Below are 23,151 nucleotides of genomic sequence, written 5' to 3'. Positions count from 1 at the left end.
CACGCCATCCCCCTGAGGAGGTTTCACGATGAAGCGTCCTTCCCCCTGGCTCGCCTTGCTGTGCGCTGGATTCATCTCCATGCATGCAACGGGCTGCTTCGGCCAGTTCAAGCTCACGCAGAAAATCTGGCAGTTCAACAAGAATATTTCGGGCGAGAAGTTCGTGCAGTGGCTGATGTTCCTCGTGCTCGTCATCGTCCCCGTCTACCAACTGGGCTCGCTCATCGACGCGCTCATCATCAACAGCATCGAGTTCTGGTCCGGCAACAACCCCGTGAGCAGCGCTGACGGCGCCGACGACGGCACGCGCGTGGTGAAGCTCAGCCCCACGGACACGCTGCGCCTGTCGCGCGACGCGGACACGGGCGTCATGCGCATCGAGCTGGACCGCGAGGGACAGGAGCCCGTGGTGCGCTACTTCGAGCCGCTGGAGGATGGCATGGTGGCTCGCGACGAATCCGGCAGCGTGCTCGTCCAGGCTCGGGCGGCGGCCGACGGCGCGGTGGCCGTGACGGACGCGGCCGGCAACACGCTCACCGTCCACGGCAGCGAGGCGATGCAGCTCGCCCGCCGCATCTACGAGGAGGGAGGCGCCGAGGCCCTCGCGAAGCACACCGTGGCGCAGGCCTCCGTGTCCCGCGGCCTCGCCCTCAACGCCTGCGTGGCTCCGTAAGCCACTCCGGGCCCGGGTGATTCGCGCCCCTTCCGCGCACCCGGGCCTGGTTTCCGTCGCGCGCGGCGTGCCTGCTACCGTGCTCGGCCATGTCGGTGCTGGTGCTCGGTGGTTCGGCGGTCGTCCCGTCACTGCTGCTCTTCTGGTACGTCTACGCGCGGGACAAGCGCCCCGAGCCGCATGCCGTGCTGTGGCGCACGTTCCTCCTCGGTGCCGTCATCTGCGCGCCCGTGGTGCCCACGGCCCACGCGCTCCAGCAGCTCGGCGAGCCCTTCGCCGTGGGCGTCTGGGGCTCCGCCGCCGTGAGGGCCTTCCTCGGCGCCGCCATCCCCGAGGAGCTCTTCAAGTTCCTCGTCCTGTACCTCTACGTCTGGCGCCAGCCCGCCTTCGACGAGCCGCTGGACGGCGTGGTGTATGGCGCCACCGCGTCGCTCGGCTTCGCCACGCTGGAGAACATCCTCTACGTCGGCGAGCACGGTCTGGGCGTGGCTTTGCTGCGCGCCCTCACCGCCGTGCCGGGCCACGCCTTCACCGGCGTCATCATGGGCGCCTTCGTCGGCCGCGCGAAGCTCGCGCTACCCGAGCATCGCTTCAGCCCGCTCGCCGCGGGACTCGGCCTGGCCACGCTTCTGCACGGCGCCTACGACTGGTTCATCATGACGGGCACCGGCTTCGCCGTGCTCTCGCTGGGCGTGCTGCTCGTCGAGGTGCAGTGGGGCCGCAAGCTCTACCGCGCCCTCCAAAAGGAGCAGCTCGCGCTCATGGCGGCGCCCGCGGAGCTGTACGTCGCCGAGAGTGTCATGGCGCTGCAGGGCCCCGGCATGCGGATGGCCTCGGCGAGCGCCGTCATGGTGGACATGCAGGGCCCGCTCCCCCGTCCCGAGGAGCCTCCTCGCACGGCGGGCGCGTGGGTGAAGCTCATCGTCGGAGGCCTGGGCCTGACGGCGAGCAGTCTGTGGCTGCTCGTCGTCATCGCCGTCCTGTTCGAGGAGGAGGGACACACGCTGGAGAGCTACGTCGGCGGAGGCATCTTCATCGCCGGCACCCTCGCCTTCGCGCTGCTCTTCCTGTGGCTGTTCCGCTCGGGACTTCGAGGGCCGAGAGAGCCCTCCCCGAGCGGTAGGCCGTAGCTACGTCGTCACGGAGGCGGCACGCCCGCGTCGAGCAGATCGCCCGGCTCCGGGCCGAAGCTCGCGTCCGTGGCCACCGCCTTGAAGGCGCCCTCCAGGTTGCGGCCCGCGCCGAATCCCTCGCCCTTCTTGAAGGACATGGAGAAGTCGCCGCGCGTTTCCTCGCCCGGGTTGCCGCCCTTGTCGAGCTGCAGGTCGCCGTTCTCCACCGGAGCGAACACGCGCGCCGGCTCGCCCGCGTTGAGGTGCACCACCGTGGCGCGCGCCAGCCCCGAGGGCGTGGTGCCCGCCAGGTTCACCTTCGCGCCGGGCCGCAGGTCGAGCCCCTCGGTGGACACCGTGAGGCGCGCCACCAGGTCCACGTCCAGCTCGTTGTTGCGGTAGTAGCTCACCTGCAGCGCCTCGGCGTTGCGCAGCACCTCCACGCGGGAGATGTCGTCCAACGAGAAGAGCTCGGACGCGCTGCCGGACAGCGTGTTGTCCGACAGCCCGCACCCCATCAGGCCCGCGCCGGACGCGAGGCCCGCCAGCCCGAGGGCCACCAGTGCCCGCGCCGCCGGACTCATTTCTCCACCGCGAGCTTCAGGGTGCCCTTGTCCGACGCCACCACCGGCGCGCGGTAGAGAATCACGCGCTTGCCGTTGGACAGGTACGCCAGCTTGGGAGACCAGCCGCCGCCCGCGTCCACCAGCGTCTCGCGCCAGATGCCAGAGATGCGCGTGGACACCACCAGCTCGTCGTCGTTCGGGTTGCAGCCCGTGTCGTTGCGGCCCGACTCCAGCGCGCAGTTGTAGAAGGCGATGGACGGCTCGTGGTTCACCGGGTCGAACGCCAGCGACGGGTACCAGCCGCCGGTGCCGGAGTTGAACACCGGGTCCGGCGTGGACCAGTCCCCGGACGCCGCGCACTTCGTGGCGGAGCCCTGGTCGCACTCGACGTAGGTCAGCTTGTCGCCAACCTTCTCCAGCGCGGCGATGCCGAAGCCCACCTGCGCGTCGTACGCCACCGAGCCGCCGAGCTGCGCGTTCGACACCGCCAGCGCACGCACCGGCGAGGTCCAGGTGGTGCCGTCGGCGTTGCGCCGCTGGAACATGATGTCCGTGCCGGGGTCCGTCGAGGCGCCAGGGGCCTTGTCGTAGATGATGGCCGGCTGCGCGCCCGCCATGATGAGCTGGATGTGGCCGCCGTAGCCTTGCTTGTTGTCACCCGACGCCATCAGCATGCGGTACTGCCACGCGGTGGGGCCGCCCGAGGCCAGCTCCACGTCGCTCGACTCCCAGTCCTGGCGCCCGAAGTTGCCCTGGTGCCCGTCCCGGTACGCGACGAGCGCCTGGTTGCCGGAGAAGACGATGGAGGGATTGAGCCCCACGAGGAAGCCGCTGTCGCTCACCGGGTTGCCGGACACCGCCTGGTTGGAGCGCGTCACCGGGACGCGCTCCGTCCACGTGCCGCTGGCGCTCCGGTACGAGACGGCCAAATCACTCTGGTACCAGTACGTCGAGTCGTCGCGGCCGCCGCCGAGGTACGTCACCGCCGGCTGCCCGTCCGGCCCGAAGGCCACGGACACGCCGTACACGCGCTGCACCTTGGTCACCACCTCCGCGGCCTTCAGCGAGCCACCGTCGAACTCGCGGTAGCGCAGCTCGTAGTCGGGCGTGTTCTGCGTCTGGGTGGCCAGCCTGACGAAGTACGCCATGCCGATGCGGTCATTGGGTCCCACCGCCATGGCGATATTCGAAATCAGCTCGAACTGGCTCGGGTCCGAGTCCACCACCAGCCGGGTGAAGGGTGAGTTGGCGTTGGGGTCGTCCGGCGGCTTGTTGCCCGCATCCGGGTTGCCCGGGTTGTCCTTGCCGCAGCCCACCAGCGCGAGTGCCGTTCCCAGTACCCAGGCGTGCCGTCTCATGTGCTTCTCCTTGCGTTGTCGGCCCTGCACTTCGTCGCGCGCATCCTACGTCACCCGCGCGTCCGAGTGAGCAGCCGAGCAGGTTGCATCTTCGAGGCGATACGCGGAGTGCTGGGTTAGACTCGGCGCCCCATGCCCCGCACACGTTCTCCCCGGAGCCGACTGTCCCGGCGCTCCTTCATCCAGCGACTCTCCTTCCTTGGTGGTGGCGTGGTGCTGCTCGGCCCCGCCTGCAAGCGCTCCGAGGAAAAGGCCAAGACACCGCCCGCGGACCCGGGCCCCCTCGGCGCCACCGCCAACGGCCAGGCGCTTCGCACCTTCTCGGCATTCGAGTACGCCGTGGTGGCCGCCGCCACCGAGCGCATCCTCCCCCACGACGAGGACGCGGGCGCGCTGGAGGCGGACGTGCCCGTCTACATCGACCGCATCCTCCAGACACCGGAGCTGGGGCGGATTCGCGACGACTTCCTCAGCGGCGTGGCCGCGCTGGAGCGCCGCTCGCAGCGCATGTTCCAGAAGGGCTTCTCCGCCCTCACGCCCGAGCAGCAGGACGAGCTGATTGCCCTCTTCCGGGACAGCCCGCCGAAGAGCGGCGAGGCGCACTTCTTCGAATTGCTCACCGTCATGTCGTTGGAGGGCTACCTCGGGGACCCGTCCTACGGCGGCAACAAGGGGAAGGTGGGCTGGAAGCTGATGGGGTTCGACACCGTGGGCACCGTGGCCATGGCGCCTCCGGAGGGCCATGACGGTCCGAAGTGCCTGCGCGAGTGCGGGCTCCACCACGGAGGCGCCCACAAATGAGCCTGCCCGAGGTCGACGTCTGCATCATCGGCAGCGGCGCGGGCGGCGCGCCCATGGCGCTGGAACTGGGCCGCGCGGGCTTCAAGGTGGTGGTGCTGGAGAAGGGCCGGCACTACCAGCCGCAGGACTTCGTCCACGACGAAATCCTGAACAGCCGCCGCAACTTCTTCATGCCGCTGCCGTGGGAGGAGCCGCACCTGATTCGGCATGGGGCGCAGGACCGCTACGAGCGCTCCAACGTCGCGTGGACGGCCAACTGCGTGGGCGGCGGCACCGTGCACATGAGCGGCTTCTTCTACCGGCTCAAGCCGGTGGACTTCCGGCTGCGCTCCACGCTGGGTGCGGTGCCGGGCAGCACGCTGGCGGACTGGCCCATCTCCTACGAGGAACTGGCGCCCTTCTACGACAAGGCCGAGGCCGAGCTGGGCGTGTCCGGAGAGGCCGTGCCCCACCCCTTCGCGGAGCCGCGCTCGGGGCCCTACCCGCTCCCCCCGCTGGACGTGCACCCGGTGGCGTCGGAAATCGACAAGGCCTGCAAGGCCATGGGCTGGCACTCGCTGCCCACCGCGCGCGGCATCATCAGCCGGCCGTACCGGGGCCGCGCGCAGTGCTCGTACTGCGCGCTGTGCGGTAGCTACGGCTGCGAGACGGGCGCCAAGAGCGGCACCAACGCCAGCCTCATCCCCGCCGCGCTGGCCACCGGCAACGTGGAGCTGCGCCCCGGCTGCATGGCGCGCACGGTGGAGGTGGACAAGCAGGGGCGCGCGAAGAGCGTCATCTACCTGGACGAGAATGGCGTCACCCAGGAGCAGCCCGCCAAGGTGGTGGTGGTGTCCTGCACCGCGGTGGAGAGCGCGCGCCTCCTGCTCAACTCCACCTCCCGCCGCTTCCCGCGCGGACTGGCCAATGGCAGCGGGCTCGTCGGGAAGAATCTCCTCTTCAGCTCCTTCGGCGAGTCGTACGCGACGTTCCGCATGTCCAAGCAGGCCGAGGCGCGGCCGTGGCTGAAGGACCCGGCGCCCTTCGTCAACCGCAGCGTGCAGGACTTCTACCTCCTGCCCGACAGCCGCTTCGGCTTCCGCAAGGGCGGCACGCTGGGCTTCATGTGGGCGCACCCCAATCCCATCCACGCGGCGGTGGAACTGGCCGGCGACGGGAAGAACGCGCTCTTCGGCAAGGCGCTGAAGGACAAGATGCGGGAGTACCGCGACTCGCGCATCCTCCAGTTCGAAGTCTACGCGGAGTGGCTGCCCACGCCCGGCACCTACGTGAGCGTGTCCGAGGACGTGAAGGACAAGTACGGCATCCCCGTGGCGGCCCTCACCGTGGAGCGCCACCCCATGGACTTCGCCGCCACGCGCTTCCTGGTGGAGCGCGGCGAAGAGGTGCTGCTGCGGCTGGACCCGGATGACATGCAGCGCAAGGGCGTCATGGGCGAGACGACGATTCTGCAGCACGGCACCTGCCGCTTCGGCAACGACGCGGCGTCCTCCGTGCTGGACAAGAACTGCCGCGCGCACGAGGTGCCCAACCTCTACGTGGTGGACGGCAGCTTCATGCCCACCGGAGGCAGCGTGCCCTCCACGCTCACCATCGCCGCCAACAGCTTCCGCGTCGCGAACCACCTGGTGCGCGCGCTGAAGGGCTGAGGCGCCAGGCGCGCTACCGGTTGCGAAGGGGCGTCACTTCCACCTTCACGATGTAGCGCGCCTGCATGTCGGACTCGAACTCGATGAGGTGGTCCCCCACGCCGGTGAGGTCCGCCTCGCGAGAGAACTCACCGAACTTCTCCATGAAGTCCTGCACCGTGCGCCCGTCCGCCGCCTCGCGCGTGCGCGCACGGCAGCCCTCCTCGTGGAAGAGCACCACCGTCTCCTCGCCCGCGGACGTCACGTCCTCCAGGTAGAAGCGCACCTTGACGGTGGCGGCCTCCGGCACCTGGACGATGAACTGCCCCTGTCCGGGGAAGCGTCCCTCCGCGTAGCTCTCCGTGCCGAGGATGCAGCCGGCCACCTGGCTGCACACAGGCCACGCCGCATCACACGTGTCCTTCACACGTGCGCCGATGAAGTCCTCGCGCGAGCCCCCACACGCGCCCAGCACCATCGCGAAAAACAGACTCGCGGCCACCTGTGCGTTGCGCCGAAACACTGTTACAAACACTTTCATCATCTGGCTCTCAATCAGAGGAGTGGACGTCCATGCAACTGCGCACCCGATGGCTCCCCATATTCTTCTTCGCCCTGGCTGGCTGTGGAAACGAGACGGAGATTCCGAAGGAGCCCACGCTCTTCACCGACCGCGATGAGATGGCTTTCAACCGCGAGTTCGGCAGCGGCACCTTCGTTGGACAGACGGGCTACAACTCGCTCGTCTTCGAGAACCACGGCGAGGGCACGCTGCAGGTGACGGACATCACCCTGTCCGCGCCGTCGCAGTTCAAGCTGGTGCTCCCCGAGGGCTTCACCCCGGGCACCCCGCTCTCGCTGGAGACATACAAGCGCGCCTTCGTCACGGTGGAGTTCCGCCCCACCGACAACGTGGCGTACACGGGCACGCTCACCATCAAGTCCAACGCCGCCAACGCGCCGGAGAAGGTCATCACCCTCAACGGCCTGGGCGTGGACCCCTGATTCGAGGCGGGGGCTTCGGCCCCCGCCGGGCGGGAGCTCCGGCTCCCGCCGTACCACCCCGGCGCTCATGGCTGGCGCGTGAAGACGCAGCCTCCGACGTAGGGGGCCACTCCTCCGTCCGACTGCACCATGCCGCCATCCGGCGCCGGGCACTTCACCTCGGCCCCGCCATCCACCGTGTAGCTCTGCGGGTACGCGCCGTAGCCGGTGCGCAGCGTGTAGTTGACGCGCTCGTAGTCCAGGCGCTCCGAGGCAGACACATCCACCCGCATGGTGCCGCCGTGGATGAAGCGCCGCTCGAGGCAGCCGCACGCGTACGGCGCCAGCGTGACGACGGTGGAGTTGGGACGCTCCTCCAGGGTGTACTGCGGCTGCAGGCTGCTCAGCGTGGCGTTGGTCGGCGTGTGCCATGCGCGCAGCGCGTCCGCGCGGTAGCCCAGCGTCAGCGGGGAATTCCGGCTGCCCGTCTTCACCTGCGTGCAGGTGCCGCCGTCACCGAGCGCGTCGCCGTCGCAGAAGGTGAGGTCCAGCGCGAGGCCGTGCGGCGTGCCACCGTCAGCCAGCTTCGCCACCTCCCACTGCACCAGCCACGCGCGGTCCTCGGGGGCCGCCACGGTGGGCAGCTGGAACTGGTACGAGTCCACGTCCGAGGGCACCGCGTCGTAGTCCGTCGGGCCGCGCACGCCCAGGCCGTTGAGGCGGTCATCGCCGCTGCGCAGCCGGCCGTAGCCGGCCGACAGCTGGCCCGTCACCGAGAACTCGGCGGTGTCCGGCGGCGCGGGGTAGGCGGTGGTGGGCGCCAGCGTGCGGGCCACCGGCGCCTCCACGCCGCCCGTGTAGCGGGACAACTCGTCCGCGTCCTCCGCGTCCCACGACACCTCCAGCCGGTAGTCGCGGTCATCCGCCCAGTTGGTGCCGTCGTCCTGGACGACGAAGTAGTACGTGAGGGCGGAGGTATGCGCGGCCACGGGCAGCACGCCGCGGAAGTTGCTCAGGTTGGTGAAGCGCGGGTTCTCCGCCGCCTCCTCGCGGTACGAGTGCGTGCACATGGGCGCCGGCAGGTCCGTGCGGGTGCAGTAGCCCTCCACCAGCTGGCGCGCGTCCGGGTTCTCCCCGTAGCCCTTGGGGCAGGCCGTGACGTCGCTGAGGCAGGCGGTGCGCCACTCGTTGAGGTTGGCGCCTTTCGTCACCAGCGTGAAGACCTGCACCAGCCGGTCCGGCGTGTCCGGCAGCGCCGGGAAGCGCCCGCCCGTGCCCAGCGGCACCAGGCGGTAGCGCAGCAGCGTGGGAGCGCTATAGGCCGGCAGCCGCACCGAGTACCAGTCGCGGTCCGGCACGTAGCCGATGCGGCCGGTGACGGACGTGGCCGCCTGCGGAGTACCGGGCGTGGCGCTCTCCAGGCTGCGCGCGGTGGCGGTCTGCACGGTGTCGTTGCCGGTGCCGGTGGCGTCCTGCGCGTCCTGCTCGTCCATGACGCGCACCTCCACCTCGTAGGGCTGGCTCAAGTCACCCGCGGCCGTCTCCTTGTCGTTGGTGCCGCGGTAGCCCTTCACCACGAGCAGCCACTTGCCCGCCTGCTTCACCTTGCGCGCCGTGGCCAATTCACCGCCGCGCACCTGGGGCGGCACCTGGCCCTCGTCCTCCTTGTCCGTGAAGCCCGGCCGGCGCAGCTCGTAGGCCAGACGCCAGTTGGGGACGGCCTGCCGGTCCGGCGCGACGAGGTGCACGTACGCCACCTTCCCCACCGCCAGGTCGAACGTGTAGTTGTCCACGTCGTTGTCCGTGGCGAGGTAGCCGGTGATGGCGCCCACCAGCACGCCGCCCTCGTTGTTGAGCACCAGCGGCGTGGCCGCGGCCTGGGTGTCATTGGGCTCGTGCGTGTCCGGGTTGGTGGCAATCTCCACCTTCAGCCGGTACGGGCTCTTCGCGTCGAAGTTGGGCCGCGTGGGCACGTCCGGCGAGTCCTGCACCAGCACCAGCAGCGTCTTGCTCTTCAGGTCCTCCCGCAGCGGCAGCACCATGTCCACCGGACGGGGCGCGCCCTGGCCGTGCTTGTCCTCCTTCTTCACCAGCGCCGAGTCCGTGCCGTTGGGCAGCGTCTCCAGCACGGTGACGGAGAGATTCACGGCGGTGCTGGACGCGAGGTACGTGCCGTTGACGTTGAGCAGCGTGCGCGCGCTGGTGTCGGCCGGGAGGACGATGCGGTACCAGTCCTGGTCCCCCGCCTTCACCTCGCCCGCCTGCACGATGAAGCGGTCCAGCGCCTGGCCGGGCTTCAGCTCGCACTCGGGCAGCGTGAGCGCCTCCTCGCGGCTGTTGCAGAGGTCCTCCACCGGGTTGGAGCCGGCATCCTGCTCCCCCTCACCGCCTCCTGACTTGCAGGCAACGAGGACGAGCAGCGCGAACGGCAGCAGTCGGAAGTGGGTGGGCATGGCGTGATTTCTCAAGGCGAAGAGGGCGAGTCGACGCGGCCGGGGCAACCGTCGATGAACAGCTCCGGCTCCACGCGGATGACGCCGTCGGCGGGCGACTTGATGCCGCCCACCGGGTAGCGCACGGTGTCCACCCGGTAGGTGCGGACGAGGGTGCGCGCGGTGGGGTCGTCCGCGGGCACCATGGCCACGGACAGTGAGAGGTCATTGAAGCCCGCCCCGCGCGTCACCACGCCCGCGTCATCCGCGGCGGCGACGGTGGGCGCCAGGAGGACGTTGTCGACGCGAAGCTTGTAGCACTGGCGGCCCAGCGCGTCCGGCGCACCATCCGCCTCGAAGGAGTACCGGTAGCCGTCCACCGACAGGTTCGCGGTGTCCACCTCCATCGGGCGCGTGTGCAGGCGCAGCTCCGCGCGGCTCGTCAGCCCGTCGTTGTCCGGGTCCTCGTCCAAATCGTTGCTCGAGCCCTGCGTGCCGCCGCGCCACTCCACGCCGTCCGGCACGCCGTCGCGGTCGCTGTCGGCGAGGTTGGCGTTGGTGCCGATGAACTGCTCGTCACAGTCCAGCAACTGGTCGCAGTCCGAGTCCTCCGCGCGCAGGAGCGGCGGGCAGCCCGGGTCCAGTCCTCCACCGTCCGGCAGCGCAATCTGCGTGGGGTTGAAGTCCACGCCGCGGTCGCGGAAGTACACCTCCACGCCGTCGCTGAAGCCGTCGCCGTCCGTGTCCACGAGGTTGGGGTTGGTCCCCACCTCCGCCTCGCGCGCATCCGTCAGGCCGTCTCCGTCGGTGTCCGCCGCATTCACGGGGCTGCCCGGGGGCGCGGAGTAGTTGGTGGCCACCACCTCCTTCACGATGAAGGCGCGGCGCACCTGGCCGAAGGAGAAGTCCAGGAAGTTGATGGGCTCGTTGTTGCGGAAGTCGCGGAAGTTGCCGCCGCCCAGCCCGGCCATCTGCTCCAGCCGGTCCGCGTTCTGGTTGATGATGAGCAGCGGGCAGCCCGCGTCCCCCTCGATGTCACACGACGACACCGGCTGGGTGGGCAGGAAGACGTGCACGGTGTTGACGCGCACCTCCTCCACCAAATCCCGCAGCTGGCGGATGCGCACCACCGCGTCGCCCTGGATGAGCTCGTCGTCCTGGTCGTTGGTGGGCTTGCCGTCCGACAGGAAGATGACGGAGTAGCGCGCCTGCGCCAGCGCCTGCGCGCCGCCCGGCTCCAGGCGGCTGCGGGCGATGTCCGTGTTGATGAGCGAGTAGATGTCCGACAGCGGCTTGACGAAGTCCGTCGAGTCGCGATTCGGCGAGTTGTCCGGGTTGCGGAAGGTGAGGAGCTGCTCGGTGAGCTTGCGGCGGGCGGCGTCGTCCATCGTCGCCACCTGCACGAAGCCGTCCTGCGGCGGGTTGCCCGGCGCCTGCGTGAGGAAGGCCGTGGTGCTGCCCGCGAAGAGCATCACCGCGATGTAGACCTCCGGGTCCCTCGGGAGGTTTTCAATGAGCTGCACCAGCGCGGTGGCGCGCGTGCCGTCCGGGTCGCTCACGCGCATGGACTGCGAGGCGTCCATGGCGACGACGAGCTTGATGGGACGCACCACCTCGTTGCTGCCCACGGTGCAGAAGCGGCCGTCGAAGGACACCGCCCTGTCCACGGGCACTTCCTCGTCGCGGCGCGGGTCGAACAGGTACGAATCCGTACAGGCCGCCACCACCACGAGCGATACCAGACAGCCCGCCAGCACTCGTGCGGCACGGCTCACGGGTTGACTCCCTGCGCGCCCGAGGGCGGCGTTCCCACACAGTTGTTCTGGTTGGTCCACGGGTTGCTCAACTGGTCGGGCCGGCGGAAGTCGGAGTCCTCCAGGGACAGCTCGGGGCCGGCGGGCACGCGCACGGTGGGCGGGGCGTACTGGGCCCAGGCGCAGGCGGTGCGCCACACGCCGTAGTCGGTGGAGACGCCGCTCTCCGGCGCCTCGGCGAACCACACCTTGAAGAGGTTGAAGCCCTGCTTCGCGCCCGCGCGGTCCGGCGGCGTGACGAGCTGCAGGTTGGACACGGTGAAGTCGTAGCAGATGCTGCCGTCCGCGCGGACCTCGGCGATGCGCGTCTCGTACTGGTAGCCGTAGCGGTCGTGGAAGGCCCTGTCCCTGCGGGTGGGGTCGCTGCCTCCATGCAGCTCCGCGTCGTCCGGCAGGCCGTCGCCGTCCGTGTCCAGGCCCGCCACGCTGGGCTCCAGCGGGTCCAACCCCCAGCGCGCCTCCATGGCGTCCGTGGCGCCGTCGCCGTCGCTGTCCACGATGCCGGTGCGCGTGTGCAGGTAGTCCTCGGCGAACTGCGACAGGCCGTCACCGTCCGTGTCGCGGCACACGCAGTTGCGCGTGAGCGGGGACTGCGGGTCACACCCGCGCGCGTCCAAATCATTGGCGGCGCGGAAGCCCTGGTCCTCGCGGCGGGACTCGAAGCCGTCGTCCAGGCAGTCGCCGTCGCTGTCGGGGAGGATGCTGTTGGTCTTCAGCGTGAAGGAGTTGTCGGACGAATCCGGCACGCCGTCGCCGTCGCTGTCCAGCACCCGGCCCTTGTCCTCGTCACCCGGGCCGGAGCTGAGGGCCTCCACCACCAGCGACTTCATCACGTTGCGCGAGGCAAAGGACGAGTAGTCCAGCGCGCCCAGGCCGAGGTTGGAGATTTCCCTCGTGTCGTTGAACTCCTGGTACACGCCGTTGCCCATGTCCGCGAAGCGCTTGAGCAGCCACGAGGCAATCTTCTTCGCGGCCTCGGGGTACTGCGCCTGGGGCACGCCCGGGTAGATGCCGTAGATTTCCTGGCAGATGGGGCCGCAGGCGCGAACGGCTTCCTGGTTGAAGAGCAGCACCGTGTGCATGCGCACGTCGCCCACGTTGTACTGGTCCTTCAGCTCCATCAGCCGGCGCACGTAGCTGAAGAGCTGGTAGTTCTGGTTGCGGTCCGTGCCCACCTCGAAGCCGTCAATCGCGTCGGTGGTGCTCGTCGCGTTGCAGAAGTCCATGAGGGAGTCCGCCCACGTCAGGTCCGGGTTGTCCGGGTTGGCGTAGACGCTGAGGTTGTCGCTGGCGGAGCAGCGCGGGTACGGGGTGCCGTCGGTGAGGAAGACGACGACGTAGCGCGTGCGCGGCAGCAATTCCGGGTTGGACTGGGCCACCGCGGTGATGTCGCTGGCGATGACGCTGTACGCGTAGGACAGGGCGCCCTGGTAGTCGGTGCCCTTGCCGAGCTGGCTCTGCAGGTTGGAGATGTAGCTGTCGATGTTGTTGTCCGGCGTGGCGAAGCGGCTGCCCACCGTGGTGGGCGGCCACACGTTGCGGACGTTCGTCTCGAAGGGGGCGACGGACACCTGCACGTTGCCGCCCTGCGCGTTGACCTGGCGGAACTGCTGCACCAGCCGCTTGAGGGCGCGCACGCGCGCGGGCTCGGTGACGCCCGGCGGAATGACGGCCTGCACCTCCGCGCGCTGGCAGAAGCCGCTGTCGAGCTGCGCGCCCGGCGGGTCCGAGATGCACATGCTGCCCGACTCGTCGATGACGACGACGACCTTCACCGGGAAGCCGGAGGGGTTGGGCGGGCGCGTACACACCCGCCCCTGGAGCGTCAACCGGTCATCGAGGTGGGTCTGCACCTCCGCGCGCGGCTCGAGCAGCGAGTCGGTGCAGGAGATGAGGCCAGTGGCCAGGAGGCCCGCCGCGAGCAGCGGGAAACGAACAAGGCGGCGCATGCGGAACAGACCTCCTGGCATGGGGCTTCGGATTCTACTGGTGACGACGACGGCGGCGCATCAGCACGCTGAGCAGGGCCGCGCCCAGCGCGGTGGCGCTGAAGCCCGCGGGGACCGAGCTGCAGTTGGTGCCGTCGCCCGAGTCCTTGCCCACCTTGATGACGAGGTTGGACGTGGACACGCGCTGGTCCGGGAAGACGCGGTCGGCGAAGGCCAGACGCGCCGTCACCTGCAGCTCGTACTCGCCATCCGCGTCCGGCGTGAAGGTCGGCACGCTGCCGTCCACGTAGGTGTACTGCCAGTCACGGCTGAGCGTCACGGCGCCCTGCGGGTTCTCCACCACCGCGTTGGAGCCCTCGGGACGCTTCGTCACCGTCCACTTGTACTCCATGGCCGCGCCGTTGCGGTTGGCGAACAGCGGCGGGCGCAGCGTCTTGCCGGACTCGTCCACGGTCATCGTGTGGCCACCGCTGACGGTGAAGGGCCCCTTCGGGTCGAGGCAGTCATCCGGGCGGCTCTCGTCCAGCACCAGGCAGTAGCGCGTGTCGCACTTGTCGCCGAAGCCGTCGTGGTCATCGTCGGTCTGCTCGCGGTTGGCCACGGCCACGCAGTTGTCCTGCGCGTTGAGGATGCTGTCGTCGTCGACGTCCGCGTCGCACGCGTTACCCTGGCCGTCCGCGTCCGCGTCCGCCTGGTCCGGGTTGGCCAGGCCGGGGCAGTTGTCGCCGTTGTCGGAGATGTTGTCGCCGTCCGCGTCCACGCGGCACTGGCTGCCGTCCGTGGGCATCACCTGGTTGGGGTTGGAGATGCGCGGGCAGTTGTCCTGGCCGTCAGCGACGCCGTCGTTGTCGTCGTCGGTGTCGCAGACGTCGCCGCCCTTGTCATCACCGTCCAGGTTGCTCTGGTCCGTGTTGGGCACCAGCGAGCAGTTGTCCTGCTCGTTCGGGACCTTGTCGTTGTCCTTGTCCGGGTCGCAGTCATCGCCCTTGCCGTCGCCGTCCGCGTCGCTCTGCGCGAAGTTGGACTGCGCCGAGCAGTTGTCGCACGCGTTGCCCACCGCGTCGCCGTCCTCGTCCGTCTGGTCGCGGTTGGAGACGAAGGGGCAGTTGTCGCGGTCGTCCGCCTTGCCGTCGCCGTCCGCGTCGTCCGTGTAGGCGAGCGTGTCGCCGTCGTCCGTGTAGTTCACCCAGACGGAGCAGCCACAACCACAGCCGCAGCCGCCGCCCTCCTCCTGGGGCTTGCCGCAGCTATCGCCGAGGCACTCCGGGTTGTCCGGGTTGTTGTTGGACTGCGCCTTCGCCACGGAGGGGCTCAGGAACAGGAACGCCCCGAGCGTGAAAGCTGAAGCAATGCGAACAAGTGACATGGTGACTCCTTTCAGCCCGCTGCTCCTAGCAAGGAGCGATCCGTACCCAACACTCAGTGAAGAACCAGGAAAATCAAGAGGTTGAAGACAGGCCGGGGATTGCAGGCCGGAGAGTGTGGGGGGCACTCCCCATTGAAGACGTGGGGGAAACTCCACACCGAGGGGTGGATCAGGTTCCGAGGATGAAGTCGTTGGGCTCCAGGGCGACGGTGCCCGCGGGGTTGCGGCCGTCCTTGTCGCTGTACTGGATGGGCTGGATGAAGAGCGAGCCGATGCCGGCGCCGCGGGGGTCATTGTCCCGGCCGGCCTGGAGGTAGATGTACACCTCGTTGGTGCCCGCGGGGATGACCTCACCCGGGATGAAGGGGTGGGGGCGCTGGCGGGTGGGGACGACGGTGATGTTCTCCGCGCGGGCCGCGTAGCAGGTGCGGCCGTCCTCGGAGGGCTCGCCCTCCACCAGGTCGTAGCCGTAGCCGCGCTCCACGTGGAAGTCGATGTCCGCGCTGAGCGGGTCGCCGTGCGCCTCCACCTCCGCCACGTTGGAGATGCCGTCGCGGTCCGTGTCGAGCAGGTCCTCGGGGACGAGCGGGTTGGTCATGGACAGCAATTCCACCAGGTCGGGTATCGCGTCCCCGTCCGTGTCGCCGATGCACGGGTCCGTGCCGAGCACGCGCTCCTCGCAGGTGTTGAGCCGGTCCCCGTCCTCGTCGAGGGAGAGGTTGCAGCCGTTGATGACGTCCGGCTGGAGCGGGTCCAGGCCCATGCGGACCTCCAGGCCGTCCATGAGCCCGTCCTGGTCCGAGTCCAGCGCGAGCGCATCCGTGCCGAGCGCGTCCTCGTCCCCGTCCGGCAGGCCGTCCCCGTCGCTGTCGGCGAGCGTCTGGCCGGCGCGCACCACCACGTTGCGGTTGTAGGCGAAGAAGCGCTTGAGCTTGAGGGAGTTGGTGCGCGCGGCGTACTTGATGCCGGTGAGCGCGCCGGGCAGGCCCGCGAAGTCCACTTCAATGGGCTCGGTGCCGCCGGCGGCGGCGATGGCCGCCACGAGCTTGCGGGTGAGCGGGTCCGGCGAGGTGCCGCGCACGTAGATGGGCTGCACCACCACCTCGCCCGCGCCGAACTGCTGGGCCAGCGACTTGATTTCGCCGGTGACGGCCGTCAGCTCGCAGCTCCCGCACTCGGCATCACAGGCGTCGCGCGACGACGAGCCGACGGGGCCGCAGCCCGCCCCCGAGGAAAGCGCGAGGCAGCGCGAGTCGAGCCCCGCGCCGAAGATGTCGTTGTCGGCGGCGCGGGCGCACGTCCTGTCGCCCGTGCGGACGATGACCACCACCATGTAGCGCGTGCGGGCCACCTCGCCGCGGCAGGACGTCTGCATGTCGCCGGACAGGAGCGTCTTGGCGAGCTTCAGGGAGGCGCGGATGCTCACCGGCCCCGACTCCTGGTACGACGCGTAGCGCGGCAGCGTGGCCTGGAACTCCGAGGCGTCGGAGAAGCCACCCAACAGGCCGGTGGCCACCGTGTGGTACGCCACGAGGCCGAACTTCACGAAGGGGCCGGAGAAGCGGCTCGTCAGCGTGGACAGGCCGTCGGTGGCGTAGCCCACCATCTCCGCCTCCACGCCCTGTCCTCCCTCGATGGCGAAGAGCACCTTGGTGGGGAAGGCATCGCCGCCCGCGAGCGGAACACAGACGTTGCCGGAGAAGCTGGCGCGGTCCTTTCCACTGGGGCCACGGCCGTCCAGGGCATACAGGCCCGAGTCGGTGCACGACAGCAACAGCACGGGGAGGAGGAGCCAGGGGGAACGCGAGAGGGCGCGCATCAGTCGGATTCTACACCTCAGGTCCCCGAGGTGGCGCAAGTGACACCGACGCAAGCCTCGGATTCAAGGTGAGAGTGGCACAGCGAGAGCCGAGATTTCAGCCGGCCGTGGAACAGGCACGCCGGGCTGGTTGCCCTCCTGGTTCCGAGAGCAGATGGACGCAGGAGGAAGAGGCAGCGAGCGGATGGATGCGGGTGGATGTCTACACTCTCTCTCGTAACGCGAGACACCGGGTGAGTGCCTCGCGGCCCGCGGCGCGGTAGCGCTCCTTCCACTGCTCCAGTTCGATGCGCGAGAGGCCATGTTCCCTGGCGAGGTGCTCGGGCTCCCCTCTTCCGGTGAGCAGCGCGAGGATGGCCGCCTCCATCGCCTCCAGGTCTCCCGTGCTCCCTGAATCTTGCGTGGCGGGCTTCCCGGCACCCGCTCGGAACGGGGGGCGCGTGGAGGTCTTCTCGGGACGCGGACGGAACTGCGAGGGCAGGACGCTCATCGCCGACCGCGCGTCTCCGGGGGCGACGCGCTCCAACTCACGCGGGGAGGCCAGCGGCAGCCGGACAGCGGGGTCCCCCAGGAGGACGTAGTTGGCGAGGTCCTGGCGGAGAATCCACAGCCGCGCGCGCTCCACGAGGTCGATGGAGGACGGGCGCCCGCGCTCCTGCTCCTCCAGGTTGTAGAGCGAGGCCAGCTCGCTGCTCGTCTCGTTGAGGACCCGCATCAAGGAGTGCAGCGCCACGCCCACGCGGCTTCCTCGCGCCAATTCCTTGAGCAGCTCGATGAAGCGCAACGGCGTGCCACGGCCCCGGTCGCTGAAGCTGTGACTCCAGGCGAGGTCCACGTGGCCCATCACCGCCAGCGGCCCTTCGGGGTTGGCCAGCGCGGCCTTGGGCGGCGCGGCGATGAAGGGCGTCTCTCCTTCGAGAGGCAGGGCCTCCAGGCCCCGGCGCGCGTTGGGGTCCGACGCGGGCAGCGTGCGCAGCCAGTGCGCGTAGCTGCTGCGCGCGGGCGTCCCGGCGCCGTAGCACGCGAAGCTGAACCAGACACCGCCGGGGACGAAGGGGCGCGAGGCCAGCGTCTCGGCGGAGAGGAAGCGGCCGTCCGGCAGCTTCAGCTCACCCTGGTGCGTAAGCCGCTCCTCGGGCCGGGCCCAGCCACCCGGAGGACGTCCCCTGCCGTGGGCCAGCGAGAAGAGCACGCCCGGCCCGCCATCCGACGCGTGGGCCAGGAGCGTCTCCAGCGACACGGCGCCCGCGTCCCCCAGCGTCTGGATGCACGCGCGGGGGAAGTCCGCTTCCTGCTGGCGCTCGCGGCACGCGTCGACGCTGGGAGAGACGAGCGCGCGGTGGCCGTTCTCCGTGGCGGAGGTGCCGTCCCGCGAGGTGTAGAAGAGCATGCGCGCCTGCGTCTCGCGCGCGGCGGCGCGCTCCCAGCGCAGCACCTTGTCGACGTAGGCCGTGTACTGCGCATCCGTGGCGAAGGCGAGCCGGCCCACGAAGGCGTCGGTGGACAGCTCGGCCTGGAGCTCCAGCGAGAGCTCGTGCAGGTCTCCGAGCAGGAGCAGGTAGCGCGGCCGGTTGCGCTCGGAGGTGCGCTCGTCCCGGTAGACTTCGCGCTTCCAGCGCCGGGCATACGCACTGTCCATCACCGGCTTGACGCGGTAGACGCGAACGTCCGCGCCCTGCTGCTCCTGGCGCCAGCGCCGCAGCGGCTCGACGAGCCCGAGGAGCTGGTCCCCTCTCGGCCCCGACGGCGCCACCAGCCCCCATCGCTGGCGGCAGACATCGTTCGGGTCCCCCGTCGCGTCCCACAGCGCGTCGGGCTCGTCGAGCGCTTCTGGTTGGGGGGCGTGCTGGAGCGCATCCAGGCGAAGCCCGGCGTGAGGCTCGGCCACCGCCTCGTCGGCGGGGGCGAGCAGCAGGTCGAGACTCATGGGACTTCGCCTGCGCTCCATGGTGACGCCCTCCCGTGTTCCGGTTTCAGGCAGGCTGCGCGGTCAGGCCGATGACCGGGGTGGACTGGTACAGCGAGGGGTGCTTCTCGAGGTAGTCCTCGATGAACCCCACCGACGACGGCCAGGTGCACTCCACCACGGTGGCCCCGTCCAGCTTCACCCGGTCGCGGAGGGGTCCGAGCTCGTCGCTCTTGCGCCCCCTCGCCAGGAAGACGAAGTGGTCCGGCGTGAGGCACACGCCGAACGCGAGGAACTCATCCACGCCCGCCCCGGACATCACGTAGACCCGCCTCGCGGACGCCACCACACCCGAGGGCCACGCGAGGTTCGCGCAGGGCAGCCCCGCCGTCCTCCCCTCCTCGAGGCACGCCTCGCCATCCTGCGCGCCGCCGCCGTAGGCGACGAAGCCCTGCACGGGTGGATTCCGAGGCCCCGTCGTCTCCTGGTTCTCGTAGGGGTCGTCCGAGGTGTAGCGCTTCACGAGGTGCCACGGCAGCGGCACCCGGGCGTACAGCTCCACGCCGGCCCCGCTCCCCTCCATGGCTGCGATGAACGCGCCCAGGTGCTCACGCACGCGGCCCCGCGCCACGAACAGCACGGTGCTGTCGGTGCCCACCACTCCGAAGGCCACGAAGCTCGCCGGGTCGGGCAGCGGCATCAGCAAGGTGCGCCGCGAGGAGCCCCCGGCGTCAGCCCAGAAGGGCGTATCGTTCTCGGTGAACTCCAGGTTGTAGAAGACCGGCTCCCGCTGACTCATGACTCCCTCCCCTTGGTGGGTAGTAGCTGGAGCGCCCTACCCATCCAATCAACGCGGTCCGCCGGAATTCTTACGGGCCTTCATTCGAACAGCAGCACGTTGTCGAGCCACGACGCGCCCCGCTGCTGCTCCCGCCACTTCATCCGCTCGTCGCGCAGGGAGATGGCCGGAGGCGCACCCGAGCGCATGCGCTGGCGGACGGCGTTGAAGAAGGCCGCGGCCTCCAGGTCGGGAATCTCCACCGTCGCGGCGAGCACGCCCCGGGCACCCGCGTCGATGAAGGCGGCCGGAAGGCTGAAGGGCGCGTCGAGCGAGTACGTCGCATGTGCCGCGTGACACGCGGCGAGCACCACGAACGGCGCCCCCCGCAGCGAGGCGGCACGCACCTGCGGCACGCTCAACTCCGGGTCCTCCTTCTGGCCGGACGCCAGCATCAGGTAGGAGCTGTCGGAAGCTCCGTTGATGACGCCATGGGCCACCAGGTCGATTTCGGTGGCATCCCGCATGGAGGCGAGCACGCGCGAAGGCGTGGCCCCCATCCCCGAAAGCGTGATGGGCTGCTCGTCGGGGCCGAAGTCGGGCGTCCACGTGTTGAGCCGCTTGAGGTTGCCGCCGGATGGCGGCGCCACGTCGGAGACGACGAGGTGCACCGCGGGCCCCGTGCGCTGCGCGGTGGGAGGCGCGGTGCGGGTCAGGTAGCTCCACGCCATCTCTGGAGGAAGCAACCCCGCCCGGCCATGCAGCGGCGGCCGCGCGAGCACCTCCACCCGGGAGCATCCTCGCAGGGCCGCCAGCAGCGGCTCCGGCACCAGGCCGTCGAGCCTGGAGGGCAGCGGCTGGCGCCGGGACTCGTCGAAGTGGCCCACCAGCGCCCCCGAGGTGCTCAGCGCCAGGAGCAGCGTGCGCTCGGAGTCCGCGGTGACGGTCAGCAGGCACTGGCCGGGCAGGCGGGTGCCTCGCTCCTTCGAGAACAGCTCCAGCGCCGCCTTGAAGTCTCCGCGCCGGCCCGCGTCGTGGAGCAGCGACGTGTAGCTGTAGGCGCGGGCCCGCCTCGCCGCGGCATCCTCCTCCAGCCCGGGGGCCTCCGCTTCCTTGATGGCACGCCAGAGCAACTCCCGGCCGCGCGCCGGGTCCTGCTCCAGGTAGAAGCGCCCCAGGACGTGCGTGACACCCGCGCGCCCGCCCGGGCCGAGCTGCAGGCGGGACGTCTCCAGCGCGCGAATCAGGTGCGCCTCGTCTCCGGGCGAGCGCTTCATGCGGGAGATGTCCGCCAGGACGAAGGCCCCGCTGAAGTAGAGGGACAGTCCGGTGGACAGCGCGGCGTCGATTTCCCTCCGGGCCTCGTCCACCCACAGCTCCTGGAGCGCCATGTTGGCCAGGTCCTGGTGGGCGCGGAGCTGGGCCTCCGGGTCCCCCCGGCCGCGCTCGAGGTACTCCCCCAGGTACGCGCGCGTCAGCGTCCCGTCGTTCACCAGCCGGGCGAGCTGGGAGAGGGTCCACAGCAGCTCCTCCTCCAGCTTCCACTCATTGTTCGCGACGGCCTCCTTCCAGCCCCGCTCCGCATGCTCCAGCGCGGTGTCCACCATGTGGCGCTGCCGATAGAGGTCGGCCAGGGCGAGCTCCAGGGAGAGGCAGCGGTACTCCAGGCCCCGTGCGGGGCAGAGCCTCCACGCGTCCTGGAGCGTGCGCAGGGCCTGCTTCCGGTTTCCGGCGGACAGCTCGACGCGCGCGCGCGCCTGCGCCGCGAGGAGCTGGAACCAGGTGTCCCCCGTCGCCATCGCCTTCTCCGTGTACAGCTCCAGGTGGCGGTCCGTGGCGAACGTCATGAGGAGCGTACCCAGGAGGATGTCGTCCTCGCGGGCCTGGCGCAGGGCCGTCATGAAGCGCTCCTGCTCCTCTGGCGGGGGCAGCTCCCGGCTCAGCGCGGCGTAGCGGCGGGCGAGCGGGGCGCGCCGGGAGAAGTCCGCCACCGCGACGCGGCTCGCATAGGCTTCCAGCAAGGTGTTGCCCGCGCGCGCATCCAGCTCCCGGGCGAGGGGCAGCAGCTCCTGCACGCGCTCACGATTCGGCGCGGCCCGGATGGCGTCGTAGAAGAAGAGGCGGGCGATGGGCAGTTGGACGAAGCCCGGGGGGAGGATGGCCGGCGGCGCATCGACGAGCGCGCGCCCCGCCTGGTACGCCGCGTTCCACCTGTCTCTTCTCTCATACGTGACGCGCTGGAGCTCCTCCGCCTTTCGCGCCGCCTCGTCGGCCCAGCCGGCCTCCCGAAGGGCCGCGACCTCGCTGAAGGACCGCGCCGCCATCAACGGCAGCCCCAGCTCGCGCAGGGCCAGCCCCCGGTTCCACAATGCCTGCGCATGGCGCGGGTGCTCGCGCAGCACGGCGTCGAGGAGCTGGAGTGCCTCCTTGGGCTTGTGCTCAATCAGCAGCGCCACCGCGCGGTCGTTGTCCACCTCCGGCGAGCGCTCCTTCAGCTCCGCCAGCTTCTGGAGCGCATGCTCGGCGAAGCCCGGGGCATCGCGCACGAGGTAGGCCGCCGCCAGCCCGTGGACGTCATGGTGTTCCTCCAGCCAGGCGAGCGCCGCATGCGGCAGGTCCCCCGCGGTGCCATTGCCGCCCATCATCTTCGCGGCGGGAGGCCGGTAGACATCCGCGCCCGGGTAGCCGAGCCGCGCCTCCAGCAGCCGCTCGGGGCGATTCACCAGCCATGCATCCTGCGGCGGCCCGGAGGGCGCCACCTGCCGCACCCCGAACACCACCAGCACCGACGCCGCGAACGCGGACATCGCCGCGACGACGGTACGCCGGCGGAACAGGGGAATGGGCGCGGGCGGTAGTCGCTCGGGCGTGGGCTTGCCGGCGCGCTCCTGCTGGCCGCGCGCCAGGAACTTGAGCTGCACGAGCTCCGTCATGTCGCGCTGGCACCTCTCGCAGTCCGGGAGGTGCTGACGGAAGGCCTCGGCCTCCTCGGGACCGAGCTCCCCGTCCACGAACGGGCCGACTGTCTCGCAAAGGGTGGCCATGTCGCTTCACTCCCGATTCATCAGCTTCAAGAGGAGCTCACGCACCCGGGCGCGAGCGTCGAAGATGCGCTTGGAGACCGTGCCCACCGTGATGTCCTGGGCGGCCGCAATCTCCCGGTACTTCATTCCGGCGGTGAGCAGGTCGAAGGTGTCGCGCAGCTTGGGGCTCAGCGACTGCATCGCCTGCGCGAGCTGCTCGTCCGTCACGCGCTCGGACAGCGTGGGCTCCGCGGCGTCGTACGGGTCCAAGACTTCGTCGCTCTCCGAGCGTACGTCCTCCGCGTGCCGGTCCCGGACGCGCCGCCTGCGGCACTGGTCGAAGAAGCGGTTGGAGAGAATCTTGAGCATCAGCAGCACGCAGCCACGCTCGTCGGTGGGGGCGTTCGGCTTGCTCGCGCTCTGGACGAAGCGCAGCAGCGTGTCCTGCACCAGGTCGTCCGCGTCGGCCGCGTTGCGGCAGAACGTGTTGGCCTCGGCGACCAGCAGCGCCCTGTTCCGGGCCACGACTTCCCGGACCCAGCGCTCGTGGCTTTCCCTGTCCATTGGCTGTGGATGCCCCCCGCTCCGTCCCGCGTCTGTCACGCGGGCCCGAACGGGCAGCTTTATGACACGGGCACCCCTGGCCGGGGAGGCATCCGCTCCCACGTGTCGCGCCGAATCCGACGCGTCCTCCGAGGGTCGCTCCGCACCCGGAGGCGCGGTGTCACACGGCGATGGTGGTTCCAGGAGGGCCATCCGTCTCCTCGGGTCAGGAGGACATGGAGGAGAACGTGGGTCCCCTCCAGGGCGAGAAGACGGCTGGGGTGGAAATTGTTACCCGCCGCCCCGTGGGGCAGCCCGTCGGTAAGAAATCCGGCACGGCGCGTTGTCTGGAGGGCCGAAGCCTGGGGGCGCCGTCGCACGCGGCGAATGTCGTGCAAG

The 23,151-nt window shown here is 70.0% G+C and carries 17 protein-coding genes; 5 read left to right on the top strand and 12 right to left on the bottom strand.

All coding sequences use genetic code 11. The features are described from left to right. Positions 1-28 precede the first annotated feature (28 nt). Positions 29-673, top strand: a complete 645-nt coding sequence (locus tag ACVTJA_RS09575; protein WP_465835772.1) for a DUF3332 domain-containing protein — start codon at positions 29-31, stop codon at positions 671-673. Between the two features lie 89 nt (positions 674-762). Next, complete coding sequence (locus ACVTJA_RS09570) at positions 763-1,803, top strand: PrsW family intramembrane metalloprotease (RefSeq protein ID WP_465835770.1); 1,041 nt, start codon at positions 763-765, stop codon at positions 1,801-1,803. An 8-nt stretch (positions 1,804-1,811) separates the two neighbouring features. On the opposite strand, the gene ACVTJA_RS09565 is transcribed toward ACVTJA_RS09570, so the two are convergent. Both ACVTJA_RS09565 and ACVTJA_RS09560 read right to left on the bottom strand, forming a co-directional pair. Further along, positions 1,812-2,369, bottom strand: a complete 558-nt coding sequence (locus tag ACVTJA_RS09565; RefSeq protein WP_465835768.1) for a hypothetical protein — start codon at positions 2,367-2,369, stop codon at positions 1,812-1,814. After that, the gene (locus ACVTJA_RS09560) at positions 2,366-3,709 is read right to left on the bottom strand and encodes a hypothetical protein (protein ID WP_465835767.1); all 1,344 of its coding nucleotides are present in this window, start codon (positions 3,707-3,709) and stop codon (positions 2,366-2,368) included. The genes ACVTJA_RS09565 and ACVTJA_RS09560 overlap by 4 nt, the downstream gene beginning before the upstream one ends. Positions 3,710-3,841: 132 nt before the next feature. Here ACVTJA_RS09560 and ACVTJA_RS09555 point away from each other — a divergent pair, with 132 nt between their 5' ends. Further along, positions 3,842-4,510 carry a gluconate 2-dehydrogenase subunit 3 family protein gene (locus ACVTJA_RS09555; protein WP_465835765.1) on the top strand — a complete coding sequence of 223 codons (669 nt, stop codon included), beginning with the start codon at positions 3,842-3,844 and terminating at the stop codon, positions 4,508-4,510. After that, a complete protein-coding gene (locus tag ACVTJA_RS09550) occupies positions 4,507-6,159 on the top strand; it encodes a GMC family oxidoreductase (protein ID WP_465835763.1) in 1,653 nt (550 codons plus the stop codon). Before ACVTJA_RS09555 ends, ACVTJA_RS09550 begins: the two co-directional genes overlap by 4 nt. A gap of 13 nt (positions 6,160-6,172) precedes the next feature. Here ACVTJA_RS09550 and ACVTJA_RS09545 read toward each other — a convergent pair whose 3' ends face one another. Continuing rightward, positions 6,173-6,682: a hypothetical protein gene (locus tag ACVTJA_RS09545; RefSeq protein WP_465835761.1), complete on the bottom strand. Its 510-nt coding sequence runs from the start codon at positions 6,680-6,682 to the stop codon at positions 6,173-6,175. A gap of 29 nt (positions 6,683-6,711) precedes the next feature. Here ACVTJA_RS09545 and ACVTJA_RS09540 point away from each other — a divergent pair, with 29 nt between their 5' ends. After that, positions 6,712-7,143, top strand: a complete 432-nt coding sequence (locus ACVTJA_RS09540) for a hypothetical protein (RefSeq protein ID WP_465835759.1) — start codon at positions 6,712-6,714, stop codon at positions 7,141-7,143. Positions 7,144-7,208: 65 nt separating this feature from the next. Here the strand turns inward: ACVTJA_RS09540 and ACVTJA_RS09535 are convergent, their stop codons facing one another. The 9 genes from ACVTJA_RS09535 to ACVTJA_RS09495 all read right to left on the bottom strand — a co-directional run bounded on the left by ACVTJA_RS09535 (position 7,209) and on the right by ACVTJA_RS09495 (position 22,734). Next, the gene (locus tag ACVTJA_RS09535; protein ID WP_465835757.1) at positions 7,209-9,575 is read right to left on the bottom strand and encodes a hypothetical protein; all 2,367 of its coding nucleotides are present in this window, start codon (positions 9,573-9,575) and stop codon (positions 7,209-7,211) included. An 11-nt stretch (positions 9,576-9,586) separates the two neighbouring features. After that, positions 9,587-11,329, bottom strand: coding sequence for a vWA domain-containing protein (locus ACVTJA_RS09530; RefSeq protein ID WP_465835755.1), 1,743 nt, complete (start codon positions 11,327-11,329; stop codon positions 9,587-9,589). Next, complete coding sequence (gene mtsD / locus ACVTJA_RS09525; protein WP_465835754.1) at positions 11,326-13,317, bottom strand: cell-cell cohesion protein MtsD; 1,992 nt, start codon at positions 13,315-13,317, stop codon at positions 11,326-11,328. Before mtsD ends, ACVTJA_RS09530 begins: the two co-directional genes overlap by 4 nt. A gap of 34 nt (positions 13,318-13,351) precedes the next feature. After that, positions 13,352-14,683 carry a cell-cell cohesion MYXO-CTERM protein MtsC gene (gene mtsC, locus ACVTJA_RS09520; protein ID WP_465835752.1) on the bottom strand — a complete coding sequence of 444 codons (1,332 nt, stop codon included), beginning with the start codon at positions 14,681-14,683 and terminating at the stop codon, positions 13,352-13,354. A gap of 169 nt (positions 14,684-14,852) precedes the next feature. Beyond that, the gene (locus tag ACVTJA_RS09515) at positions 14,853-16,502 is read right to left on the bottom strand and encodes a calcium-binding protein (protein WP_465835750.1); all 1,650 of its coding nucleotides are present in this window, start codon (positions 16,500-16,502) and stop codon (positions 14,853-14,855) included. 202 nt (positions 16,503-16,704) lie between these two features. Continuing rightward, positions 16,705-18,429 (bottom strand): hypothetical protein, encoded by a 1,725-nt coding sequence (locus ACVTJA_RS09510; RefSeq protein WP_465835748.1) that lies wholly within the window; start codon positions 18,427-18,429, stop codon positions 16,705-16,707. Between the two features lie 46 nt (positions 18,430-18,475). Further along, entirely contained in the window at positions 18,476-19,207 is a 732-nt protein-coding gene (locus ACVTJA_RS09505; protein WP_465835746.1) for a hypothetical protein, read from the bottom strand. 80 nt (positions 19,208-19,287) lie between these two features. Next, a complete protein-coding gene (locus ACVTJA_RS09500) occupies positions 19,288-22,230 on the bottom strand; it encodes a CHAT domain-containing protein (protein ID WP_465835744.1) in 2,943 nt (980 codons plus the stop codon). 6 nt (positions 22,231-22,236) lie between these two features. Continuing rightward, positions 22,237-22,734 (bottom strand): RNA polymerase sigma factor, encoded by a 498-nt coding sequence (locus ACVTJA_RS09495; protein WP_465835742.1) that lies wholly within the window; start codon positions 22,732-22,734, stop codon positions 22,237-22,239. Between the last annotated feature and the right edge of the window lie 417 nt (positions 22,735-23,151).

The organism is Pyxidicoccus sp. M6, from assembly GCF_055568925.1.
The sequence above is the reverse complement of the archived record's forward strand: the minus strand, read 5'-3'. Positions and strand labels throughout refer to the sequence as shown.